At 35.9% G+C, this 12,145-nt stretch carries 9 protein-coding genes and 1 tRNA gene; 6 read left to right on the top strand and 4 right to left on the bottom strand.

Annotated features, from left to right (window positions below; genetic code table 11):
- Window positions 1-162 precede the first annotated feature (162 nt).
- The 4 genes from ACFS6I_RS09240 (at window position 163) to ACFS6I_RS09225 (ending at window position 5,257) form a co-directional block, all read left to right on the top strand.
- Window positions 163-1,173, top strand: coding sequence for an NAD(P)/FAD-dependent oxidoreductase (locus ACFS6I_RS09240; RefSeq protein ID WP_380919838.1), 1,011 nt, complete (start codon window positions 163-165; stop codon window positions 1,171-1,173).
- 326 nt (window positions 1,174-1,499) lie between these two features.
- Window positions 1,500-2,558 carry an ankyrin repeat domain-containing protein gene (locus tag ACFS6I_RS09235; RefSeq protein ID WP_380919836.1) on the top strand — a complete coding sequence of 353 codons (1,059 nt, stop codon included), beginning with the start codon at window positions 1,500-1,502 and terminating at the stop codon, window positions 2,556-2,558.
- Window positions 2,559-2,910: 352 nt separating this feature from the next.
- Window positions 2,911-4,506 carry a sensor histidine kinase gene (locus ACFS6I_RS09230; RefSeq protein WP_380919834.1) on the top strand — a complete coding sequence of 532 codons (1,596 nt, stop codon included), beginning with the start codon at window positions 2,911-2,913 and terminating at the stop codon, window positions 4,504-4,506.
- A gap of 1 nt (window position 4,507) precedes the next feature.
- Window positions 4,508-5,257 carry a LytR/AlgR family response regulator transcription factor gene (locus tag ACFS6I_RS09225; protein ID WP_380919832.1) on the top strand — a complete coding sequence of 250 codons (750 nt, stop codon included), beginning with the start codon at window positions 4,508-4,510 and terminating at the stop codon, window positions 5,255-5,257.
- 98 nt (window positions 5,258-5,355) lie between these two features.
- Here the strand turns inward: ACFS6I_RS09225 and ACFS6I_RS09220 are convergent.
- Together ACFS6I_RS09220 and ACFS6I_RS09215 are read right to left on the bottom strand one after the other, a co-directional pair.
- Window positions 5,356-5,428, bottom strand: a tRNA-Lys gene (locus ACFS6I_RS09220).
- Between the two features lie 139 nt (window positions 5,429-5,567).
- Window positions 5,568-5,858: a DUF1049 domain-containing protein gene (locus ACFS6I_RS09215; protein WP_021192051.1), complete on the bottom strand. Its 291-nt coding sequence runs from the start codon at window positions 5,856-5,858 to the stop codon at window positions 5,568-5,570.
- Between the two features lie 528 nt (window positions 5,859-6,386).
- Here ACFS6I_RS09215 and ACFS6I_RS09210 point away from each other — a divergent pair.
- Window positions 6,387-7,385 (top strand): hypothetical protein, encoded by a 999-nt coding sequence (locus ACFS6I_RS09210; protein ID WP_380919830.1) that lies wholly within the window; start codon window positions 6,387-6,389, stop codon window positions 7,383-7,385.
- Between the two features lie 151 nt (window positions 7,386-7,536).
- Here the strand turns inward: ACFS6I_RS09210 and ACFS6I_RS09205 are convergent, their stop codons facing one another.
- On the bottom strand, window positions 7,537-7,848 hold the full coding sequence (locus tag ACFS6I_RS09205; RefSeq protein ID WP_380919828.1) for a hypothetical protein: 312 nt from the start codon (window positions 7,846-7,848) through the stop codon (window positions 7,537-7,539).
- A gap of 86 nt (window positions 7,849-7,934) precedes the next feature.
- Window positions 7,935-11,054, bottom strand: a complete 3,120-nt coding sequence (locus ACFS6I_RS09200) for a heavy metal translocating P-type ATPase (protein ID WP_380919826.1) — start codon at window positions 11,052-11,054, stop codon at window positions 7,935-7,937.
- A 293-nt stretch (window positions 11,055-11,347) separates the two neighbouring features.
- Between ACFS6I_RS09200 and ACFS6I_RS09195 the strand changes: the two genes are divergently transcribed.
- Window positions 11,348-11,557: a hypothetical protein gene (locus ACFS6I_RS09195; protein WP_380919824.1), complete on the top strand. Its 210-nt coding sequence runs from the start codon at window positions 11,348-11,350 to the stop codon at window positions 11,555-11,557.
- Window positions 11,558-12,145: the final 588 nt, after the last annotated feature.

Genomic DNA, 12,145 nt, shown 5'->3' with positions numbered 1-12,145 from the left:
TAATTTATCCTTCGATAACGCTTTTCTACGTATTATTTGGAAGCTTTTTAGCGGAGCTCCCATTGTATGTGAGGACACTCATCTTAACCGTAATATTGGTTCCTTGGATGGTCTTTTTGGGTTTGCCTTTTATACATTATGTATTGAAGAGTATAAATAACAATGACAAATTTTAACCGAAGAACTTTTATGAAGCAAGGTGGGGTTTTGACGTCCGTATTTCTCCTGCCTCTTACTTTTAACTCTTTTGTAGATAGAAAAATAATGAAAAACGAAAATCAATTTGATGTAATTATTATAGGAGGCAGCTATTCTGGACTTGCCGCGGCAATGGCGCTTGGAAGAGCTTTAAGAAATGTATTGATAATCGACAGTGGTGAGCCTTGTAATAGGCAGACACCGTATTCGCACAACTTTTTAACACAAGACGGAAAAACCCCATTAGAAATTTCTTTAATAGCAAAACAACAGGTATTGATGTACGATACCATTACATTCTATAGTGGTTTTGCCACAAAAGGTATGAAAATCGAAAAAGGGTTTGAAATTGAAACCGAATCTGGCAACAAATTCACAACATCTAATTTAGTTTTTGCTGCAGGTATAAAAGATATAATGCCCGAAATCCCTGGCTTTTCCGAATGCTGGGGAATTTCTGTCCTGCATTGTCCTTATTGTCATGGTTACGAAGTGAGAAATGAAACAACTGGTATACTTGGGAATGGTGATTTTGGGTTTGATTTTTCAAAACTGATATCAAATTGGACAAAAAAGTTAACCCTTTTTACCAATGGAATAGCAACACTGACTGACGAACAAAAAAATCTACTTGAAAAGCATGCTATTGAAATAGTAGAAATAGAAATCGAGAAATTTGAGCACCAAAACGGAAAAGTCAAAACCATCATCTTTAAAGATGGTTCAAAGCAAATGGTAAATGCAATTTATACAAAACTGCCTTTTGAGCAAAATTGTAGCATTGCTGAACAACTGGGATGTGAATTAACCGAAGACGGTTACCTGAAAATTGATTCTTTTCAAAAAACTACCATAAACGGTGTGTATGCTTGCGGCGATACAGCGACACGAATGCGAACAGTCGCTAACGCAGTAGCAATGGGAACATTGACAGGAATGACTGCAAATAAAGAGCTTATCGAAGAACGTATTTAAATAATAATACGAGCTTTTGTTTTGACAGTCAATAGAATGAGTTGAATGAATTACTAAGACTCTTCATATCTAATGACCGTTTTTTACTGAATCTGAAATACTAATCTTTCTGCGTTTATTGAGATCAACATATTTTGTCGGCATCAAGGATATGTGAAGCTGCTCACATTAGAATTTGTGATACTGGCGTTAGATCAAAGTCATTGAATGAGACTAACACTATGAAACTTTTGTATTAAATTTGGATTAATGAAATTGTAATACCGAATTTCGTAAGGGTCCAAAACATTGGCAATAATTTTTATTGAATCCGAAACCGATAAATAATGGCAAAAAAGAAAAAAACACTTCCAAAAAACTTCAGTGAATTAATTACTGAAAATAACATAGACAATCTTAAAAAAGTATTTGATACGTGTGAATTCGATGCAAGAGGTGGTTATGGAAAAGCAACAGCTCTTAGTTTTTTCAATGTTCCGGATGAACTTGTTCGCTGGTTGGTACAAAGCGGAGCGGACATCGAAGCTGTCGATAGTTATGGACGTACAGCACTGCATCAACATGCGATGATGCGAAGTGGCAAGTTAGCTGTCTTCTTAGAATTGGGCGCGAATGTCAAGGCAGTGGATAGCTATGGGGACACACCCCTACATTTTGCGGCTGGAAGTAGTTTTAATGTTTCATCTGTAAAACAACTTGTAACCTATGGTGCAGATACCAAAGCGCTAAATTCATATAAACAAACACCCCTCGAGCGAGCTTTAAGTAGTGCAAACAACATTGACATTGTACATTTGGTGGAAATATCGCGAATATTACTGCAACGTGAATCCGAAATCACTCAAAAAATGAAGGATGAAATTATTCGAATAGGAGAAGGTTTTGAATTTCATCGGAAAAATTTTAATAAAGACTATTTACAAGAGACAGACCAGGCATTAAGCAAACTCTATGAGATATATCAAGTTGTACCTGTTAAGAAACGTATTATGCATGATGGTGTATCACCAATAATTGCAAATGGAACAAGCTGGGAAAAACAATTTGAAGAATTGTGGGAATCATTAGTGCCATCAAAGGGAAATGCTGACACAGTGCAAGGGGAGGTTGTGCGAATTGCAGGGAAAGTACGTGATGAAATATACCGAAATGGGGGGGGAAATTGGAACATTGATTTCAAAAAAATGTTGGATGCATTTTACCTGCACTTAACTTCGGAGCATGCTTTATCTGCTGCTGAACTTGAAGAAGCTAAGACTTATATCAAAGATATTCGTAATACTGGATTTGCTGATGATCTTAATTTCCTATGTGAACTTGCAACAAACTGGGTGCGACTTAACCCGATACCAATTGTGTTTACCAAGCCAAACTACAATAGATAAACTAAACAACTTTTGTCGACGTTTCTTTCGAATTCCTATTGTATTTGATAAGAAAAGCCAATCTTGCGATTAGCTTTTCTTATTTGCTATCTATTAAAAGATTCGCTGCAATGAAATCAATGGATTAGGGTAATGAGTTGTTAAACAATCAACAAACCTGAGTATTTCATGTGTATCGCCGCATAGTCAAATATTAAAAATTTAACTTTTAATAATACTTGTTTTTTAAAGATAAAAGTTTTAAATTCTCTATAGAATACTACATTTACTATTTCAAACACTGCCTTTGCTGTTTTATGGTTTTAGTTTTATTACTATTGCAATAAGTTTGAGACAAATTAAACTTAATATTATGAAACGGATCATCTTCACACTTCTCAGCCTTATTATTACGCTATCTACAGTAAATGCACAAAAAGGCATTAATTTTTCACACACCTACGCTGCTGGAGGCAAGCTTCTTATGTGTCTTGATAGTACTGCAGAAAATTTCTATTATGATAATACATTCGCGAATCAACCTAACACTTACTTTAATTATTTACCTGAAATCAGCAATGTAAGTATCCAAATCTATTTCAGAAAAAAAGACCATGTACAGAATTATCGGTATAGCATTTTAGCCGATGATAAACCAATAGTTGTAAATAAGCCAATAGACCTACCGCAACTTAGAGATATCGATAGGGCAGACGAATCATTCAGATCGACAACACTTGGTGTTTTTCCTATTAACGGAAAAACCATTACAACCTTAGTCTACAGCATCGAAAAGCCTCTAGATATAGACAAGTCTGTTTTTTACGGAAATCCTATTCCAAAAGCTAAAATAAAGGTTATTGCAAAGCGGTTCGAAATTGATCAAGGAGTTGACTACAGTTATATAGTTGATCCAAAACAAACAACAGCTATTGTTTTTACAGAGAAAGACGATGAACTTACTATTGTTAAAGACAGATCTGATATTGATTATGTTTACTCTATCTCCATAAAAGATAAGCAAACAAATAAAACAATCTTTGAGTCAGTTTCATGGCAATATGGGGGCTATGTCGATGAACATAAACTTTCACCTTATGTTAAGATGAACAAAAACATTTTCAAAAAATCTGGAGATTACGAAATTAGTATTCAACCATTGATCAAGTGGGATATGTCAGCATCAAAAGATATCGAAAAATATACAAGCAGATATACTCTTTCCATAACATTAGATCAAGAGAACTATAGCAAAAAAGAACTTTTAACATATACGTTAGTCGTTTTATTTTCTATTGGATTAGCAGTTCTTATTATCCTTTACTTTAACAAAAAAAGAAATAAGAAAATGCTGGCTGAAAATGAACAGCAAAAAGATAAGGCGAAGCTTCAAATTAGCTTAATTCGGTCTCAATTAAATCCTCATTTTCTATTTAATGCACTTTCTGGTATTCAAAATTTAATGAACAAAAACGATATCGACAATGCCAATAAATCTCTATCTAAATTTGCTCGGTTAACTCGTAATGTACTTGATGATAAAGAACTGATTAGTTTATCTCAAGAAAAAAAATTATTGGATGATTACTTACAAATGGAGCAATTGCGATTCGGCTTTAAGTACGAAATTAATCACTCCGAAGACTTAGATTTAGATAACACTGAAATTCCCAGTATGTTGCTACAGCCTTTTGTCGAAAATGCGGTGAAGCATGGCATATCGCAAAAAGCTAGTGAAGGAAAAATTGTGATCGAATTTGTTAAGCAAGCGAGCAATTTGGTGTTACATATTACTGATAATGGGAATGGTTTTGACACGAAAAATAAGAATAATGGCTTAGGGTTGCTGTTGACTGATCGTCGAATAACATTATTAAATAGTGTTTATAAACAAAATCACTTTACCTTAGCAATACAATCAAATTCTCACGGTACTAAAATAAGCTTAACATTAACCGATTGGCTATAATATGATGAGAGCAGTTTTAATAGATGACGAAATTTCTAACTTAGAAAACCTCCGTATTTTGCTAGAAAAGCATTGTCCGCAGATAACTATAATCGCAACAGCGCAAAGTGTAGGTGATGCAGTTGATGTTATTGAAAAATATGTGCCAGATTTAGTGTTTTTGGATATTCAAATGGGCGATCAGACAGGCTTTGATGTGCTAAAACTACTTCCAACGCGTAATTTCGAAGTTATTTTTGTTACTGCTTACGACCAATACGGAATAGAAGCGATAAAATTTGCTGCCTTGGACTATCTTTTAAAACCGATTGATATTGAAGAGTTAATGCATGCGGTAAAAAAAGCCGAGCGCAAATTTACAAGGCAAATACAAACCTCGCAACTCGATTTTTTATTGCAACAGCTTAAAAAGCCTGAACCGACCATAAGCAAAATTGCCTTACCGATGCAAAGCGAAATAAGGTATGTTTCACTATCAGAAATTATACGTTGCGAAGCAGATAACACATATACCCACTTCTTCCTTTCGAATGGTGAAAAGATATTGGTTTCTAAATCACTTAAAGAGTATTCAGATTTGTTACGACCCAACGGTTTTTTGAGAACTCACCAAAGCCATTTAGTAAACCCGAAATATGTAAAAAGTTGGCTAAAAGAAGATGGAGGTATTCTACTCTTAATATCTGGAGATAAAATACCTATTTCTAAGCCCAACAAGGATATTGTAAAACAAGCCTTGCAACAGTTTTAAATGTTAGATAGCTATCCCCGAACCCATACCAATGCTGATGTTCGAATCCTAATATTTTTAAACAAGAAAAGCTAATCTTGCGATTAGCTTTTCCTTTGTGATCCCGCTGGGATTCGAACCCAGGACCCATACATTAAAAGTGTATTGCTCTACCAGCTGAGCTACGGAATCTTACTCTTTTTTGAAGTTTCCTTCGTTGTTTGGAGTGATGCAAAGGTAGAAAAAACTAGCATACAGTGCAAATAAAACGACTATTTAATTACAAAGTCCTTTCTTGTCCTTTCATTTATAGGGAATTAATTTTTTAAAATTAAGAAATATAATCCCGATCTTCATTACTTAAAGTTGAATTTGGAACTGAAGATTGTTCAATTTCTGATGGATTAGCTGGATTTACTTGAATCACTTCTGTCTTTCTTTTCTTAGGTCTCAACAAAATACCCCCAATGATGATCCCGATAAAAAGAGTGATCGCTATAATTGATGATAATGCGAAGATGTGCTTACCAAAAAACCAAAATTCTACCGGAGCAGTGTTCTGCATAAAAAAAATCGTAATAATGACGACTAAAATTAAAAGTATGATCGTTTTGAAATTCATTTTTCGCGTTTTTATTTACCAAAAATAATCATTGTCATTGATACTTTATATTCTTAAAGGTGCAGGATCTATTATTCGTCTTGATAAGGTTCTGAAGACTAGAATGAATATTGCACACGGTTACTAAATTAATTAACTTGTATTAATATATAAATAAACTTCTATAAGCATGTATGACCGTCTAAAAAAGTTATTGTCACCGCTTTTTATCTTCTGCCTCGTACTATTGATCGCCAATGATTTTTATATGAAAGCAACTTTCCACAATGCGTTTACCGGAAAACTTTCTGATTTCTGTGGGTTATTTATTTTTCCTATTTTTTGGTCAGCGATATTTCCCCGTCATAAATTATGGATCTTTATCTTTACCGGAATATTGTTTGTCTTTTGGAAAAGTGAACTTGCCTCAGTATTTATAGAACTGCTAAATAGCTTATTTAACATCCAACGAACGGTCGACCTGAGCGATCTAATTGCGTTGCCAATGCTGTTTGTAGCCTGGTTTTACATAAAAACGATTCTATCATATTGATTGCTGATTCCTTAATAGCAAGATTAAGTACTTTGATTGTAGCAGGTATTACAATTTTCGCTTTCTGCGCAACCAGTCAGCAAAGGTATGTCCAATCTTTTGATCAGCCACAATATGTTCTCTTAAAATCAGCTACAGTTCCCGATTTAAATTTATATGATGAATTTGAATTTTACCCAAAGGATTCTCTACTTGTCGTTAAGGTCAATCATTGGTATATTAATCGACCCATTAGAAACGATGATTATAACAAGAACCATTCACTTAAAGATCTAGATAAAAATGTTGTGGCAAGGCTAGCAGATAGCGCCACTGTAATTCCTTACGGAAAAATAACTACTCTCATTATTAATACAGCGGAGGGTGAGGATTTTTTAAGATTTAATGGGGGACGCCTCGATGGTAAATTTAATAGAAAAGTAAATGATAAATTAATCATTCAAGGATTTTACAAAATGGGAGTAGAAGACTCAACTTGGACTTTTACTTCCGGTGACAGCGATAACGTCGTTGTACAAACATTTGTAAATGGAGAACGGACAAGTGTCAAGCAGTTTAATCATGGTAAATTGGTTGCTAAGACTCATATTAATACCAGAGCAGATACTATCCGAAATACATATGTTCAGATCAGTATTATGATTTTGGTTATCATTTTCATGATCCGATTTTTAATCAAGAATTACCGTAATACATTTCCTCAAGAACTTAAACTAAGATTAGTTTGGAAATGGTTAATATGTTTTCTATCACCAATATTTGTATTCCTATCCTACATTGGAATAAGGATTTTACTCATGGATTTCAATGAAGATATTTTTGTGATATTAGCATCATTTTTATTTATTTCTGTCGTTGTGTGCCCGCTTATGTTTGTTGTTGTATTTTGGATCAAATTACGAAAGGAAATGGATATCCTGTTATACTGCCTAATATTTGGACTTTTATGTAGCATATGGACTTCATGTGGTACACTAATAGCTTTGTATAATTAGTTTTTGTCAAAATTTGACGATGATAATGCTCTTCCCAAATTAAAAAAATGCAAATTCTGAATTGGATTAAAGCAGAGACTATAGTATCAACAGAAATTTATCCGGAAATTTTGAACCTCTCCATAATGTACCAAAAAGGATCCGATAGAACTTAAATACTACTATTTATGATCTTTTTTAATTTCTTAAATAGGAAGTGAACAGCTGCGTAAGTAAACAAGGAGAAAGCCAGATCTATGGCAAACGCCATTAAGGAATAATTACTGAAATGATGCATTTGACCTGTAAGCAGACTTTGTCCTGCACCCTCACTGTAGTACGTTAACGGAAATCCTACTGTAGTTAAACCATCATAGGCCATACCATTGTGATAAGAAAGCCAGCTCAGTAAAGCGAAGATCAGTAGCGTTGCTAACAGATAGGCCAATACTTTTTTATAGTTATTATGAGGTTCTTCGTACATGATCATTTAATTTATAAAAAGTCGCCTCTTAAAAAAAGAGGCGACTTTTTCAACTGTGATGGACAGCTATATGTTTTTATTTAAATTTATTTCGCATCGATATTGACCGCATTCAATCGTAATGAATTGAGAATAACGGATACTGAGCTTAAGCTCATGGCAGCGGCAGCAAGCATTGGCGATAACAAGATACCAAATGTAGGGTATAAAATACCTGCTGCAATCGGAATGCCTAAAACATTATAAAGGAAGGCAAAGAGTAGGTTCTGTTTAATATTGCGCACTAATTTATGGCTCAGTATTTTAGCTTTGGCAACACCCATTAAGTCGCCTTTCAATAAGGTTACTTCAGCACTCTCGATAGCCACATCAGTACCTGTACCCATTGCAATACCTATGTCTGCCTGTGCTAATGCTGGAGCATCATTGATACCGTCACCAGTCATTGCGACTACTTTATTTTCCTGTTGCAGCTTTTTAATCTCCATCAACTTATCTTCTGGTAGCGCTTGTGCTTTAAAGTGTTTAATACCCAATTCATCCGCTACAGCTTTAGCTGTTTTGGCATTGTCACCGGTTAACATAATTACATCAACACCATGATCCATCAGGTAATGGATAGCTTGTTTTGCCGTATCTTTTATTTTATCGGCAATGACGAGATAACCTAACAGTGTTGTTCCTTTAGCTAAGTAAGATACTGTACGGCCTTTTTCCTGTTCTACAGCAACTTGTTCTTTAATGCTTTCGCTGATCGTAATACCATCGTCCAATAACAACGATTCATTTCCAAGAAGCACTTTATCATTGGCAATATATCCAATAACACCTTTACCGTTTATGGTATCAAAACGATCTGTCTCTTTTAATGTTAGTTTTGACTCCTTTGCTTTCTTCACTACCGCTTCGGCTAGAGGGTGGGAGCTACTGGCATTGACTGAAGCTGCCAAGATCAACAATTCATCAACCGTACTGTCTGATGTACTGAATACCTCTTCCAAACTCGGCCTTCCTTCGGTTATGGTTCCGGTTTTATCTGTCACCAGTACATTCACTTTATCTAGCTTTTCGAGCGCTTCCGCATTCTTTATCAAGATACCATTTTTTGCACCTTTACCGATTCCGACCATGACCGACATCGGTGTTGCAAGCCCCAGAGCACATGGACAGGCTACGATAAGAACCGCCAAAGCATTGGCTAAGGCAAAGGCCAGTTTAGATTCTACTCCATAGATCATCCAGACGACAAATGTTAAAATAGCGATGGCAATTACTATAGGAACGAATATGCGGGATACACGATCGGTTAACTTCTGTATCGGTGCTTTACTTCGGCTTGCACTATTGACCATTTCTATAATTTGTGCCAATAGTGTATCATCACCGACACGGTTGGCTTTCATTAAGAATGACTGATTACCGTTAATCGTTCCAGCACTCACTTTATCACCTTCATTTTTATCGACAGGAACCGGTTCGCCCGTTAGCATGGATTCGTCAATCGAGCTATGTCCAGAAGTTATTTCTCCGTCTACAGGAATCTTTTCTCCTGGTTTAACTCGTAAAATTTGTTCTAACTGGATGTCTGCGACCGAAATTTTCTTTTCCACTCCATTTTCAACTAGATTAGCTTCTGCAGGAGAAAGTTTTATAAGTTCTTTAATAGCTGAATTCGTTCTTGAATGTGCTTTCGCTTCCATTAGTTGTCCCAATAGTACTAGCGTTAAGATAACGGCAACAGACTCAAAATATAGTGCAACCTGACCATGATGACCTAATAATGCATCCGGAAATAGGGATGGAAAGAATAAAGCCACTACGCTGTATAAAAATCCTGCTCCGGCACCTAGACCTATCAAGCTGAACATATTTAAGTTCCAAGTTTTGAAAGAGGTCCAAGCACGCTCAAAAAACATCCAAGTGGCATAAAAAACAACTGGAATGGTTAAAAATAACTGGATCCAGCCTGACATCTTTGGGGTGATGACTTGCCCGATCGGGTTACCAGGAATCATTTCACCCATTGATAATATAAATAAGGGAACAGTGAATAACAACGCTACCCAAAATTTCTTTTTTAGTGTTTGATATGTGTGATCATCTTCCTCTGTGTCGGCATTTGCTACTAAATCCATACCACAGATTGGACAAGAACCCGGTTTGTCACTTTGAACTTCTGGATGCATCGGACAGCTGTAAGTTAAAGCTGCTTTCTTTTCAGGCATTTTCTCTAAGTTCATACCACAGACTGGACAAGATCCTGGTTTATCATACAGTTTCTCGCCCTCACACATCATAGGACAATAATATTTACCCGCTGAACTGGCCGTGACCTTTGGAGTGCCCACTTTTTCATGTGAAGAAAAGCCTGTGGATTTAGTATCATGATGATGCTTATCTGCTTTATCTGCTAAAGATTCAACTGGAACGAGAAACATACCACAAACAGGGCAGGAACCTTTTTGGTCGTAAGTTTTATCATGACCTTCACAAAACATAGGACAGATATATTTACCCAATGGTGCGCCTGCAGTTTGGACTGTCTTTTCATCTTTATTTTTTGAAGAACAGCAAGAGGCGTTCGCACTTTCATCCTGTGTGTGTTTATTTTCCGATAATGACTCAACAGGTACTAAATGCATCCCACATATGGGGCAGGAACCTTCTTGGTCGTACGTTTTATCATGACCTTCACAGAACATAGGACAGATGTATTTACCTGATGACTTGTCCACCGTTTGGTTTATCTGTTCTCCGTTATTTTTTGATGAACAGCAAGAGGCGTTTGCACTTCCATTCTGTGTATGTTTATTTTCCGATAATGATTCTGCGGGTACTAAATGCATACCACAGACAGGACAGGAGCCCGGTAAAGCGTACGTTTTATCCTGACCCTCACAGAACATGGGGCAAATGTATTTGCCTGAAACAGCTACGGAACTTTTTTTCGATTGATCATCTGCTTTATGATAGACTGAGGTCTTTCCGTTGTGATGACTATTGTTCTGCTCAATGTGGTAATCACCAATTTCTGAAAGTGCTTTATTGCATTCATCTACATCAACACGATCTTCACTGTCAATAATCACTTCGGGTGGATCTAATGTAACAGTAGCTTTTACACCTGGTATCTCATTTAGCTTATCTTCGACATTTGTGCGACATCCATTGCAAGTCATGCCGGATATTTGATATTTTTGATTCATAATCTGCTTTAAATTAACCTATACAAATATCCCTCTTTAGACAAAAATAAATGCTGTAACATTTGAGGTTTAAATTATAAGATTTTAATTAAGCAAGAAATATCCTTTAAATGGATATTTAGCTATCAGTAAAAGAACAAAGAAATTATTACTTTGTTTGTAAATGAAAATAGACAATGGATTCAAATCATAACAGAGATAAAAGAGACAGCTCGGGGCGGACTTCTCATATTTTAAATACTTCAGCCAATTTACTGGGAATTTGTTTTCTAGTCTTAACGACAATAAAAACAATGAAACTCACAGAGGGAAGTTTAATTGATGAATGTGCCGCTATTGCTATTTTCATATTTATGTCCAGCTCTATAATTTCCTTTATTGCGATGAAAAGAGGTGATCTAAGGGAAGTTAAAAGACTGGAAAATATTGCCGATATCATCTTCTTAACAGGCTTATTTGTTCTGTTTGCGGCTTCTATATTACTTGTGTTTAATCTGATATAGCGGTATGACATGACAGTCAATGCTAATTCGTTTTTTAAACGTAAATTTTTGCACTGCAGCCACCATTTATAAGGGGAATAGAATGCGAAAATTCTTCCGGTATCGTTAGGTAATGGTCCGTAACTTATTCGCCCTCTCTTCGGGAAGGCTTCGGGAATTGTCTATTGTGCCTCTACTGTTTGTATACTGTTTGTCTACCTTTCCTCTACATAAACAGTAGAGGCGGAGTATAGGCATAGTAGAGGAACAGTAGAGGCATTCCGAATATGGGGCGAAGCAGACCCGAAGGGCAGTCAAATAAAACTCGAATTTGCGGAGAAAAGTTCTTGCCTTAGATAACTTGATCTTTTTTTAGTGTTGAATAAATTTTGTGCTTTATTACGAAGAATGTATAAGCTAAAAGTCCAAAGAAGTCCGTGAAAGTCCATGGAAGTCCGTAAAAGTCCGTAGTCCTCTCGAGAATGCTTGGACAGCGGTTCGATAATGATAGGGAACAACTCCGGGATTGGTTCGGGTGCGCTTCGACTGTTCTTCGACCATAAGACGAAAACAAGTCGAACAAATGGCGAACAAAATACGAACTAGTCT

The organism is Sphingobacterium anhuiense, assembly GCF_042686355.1.
Lineage (GTDB): Bacteria > Bacteroidota > Bacteroidia > Sphingobacteriales > Sphingobacteriaceae > Sphingobacterium > Sphingobacterium anhuiense.
The sequence above is the reverse complement of the archived record's forward strand: the minus strand, read 5'-3'. Positions and strand labels throughout refer to the sequence as shown.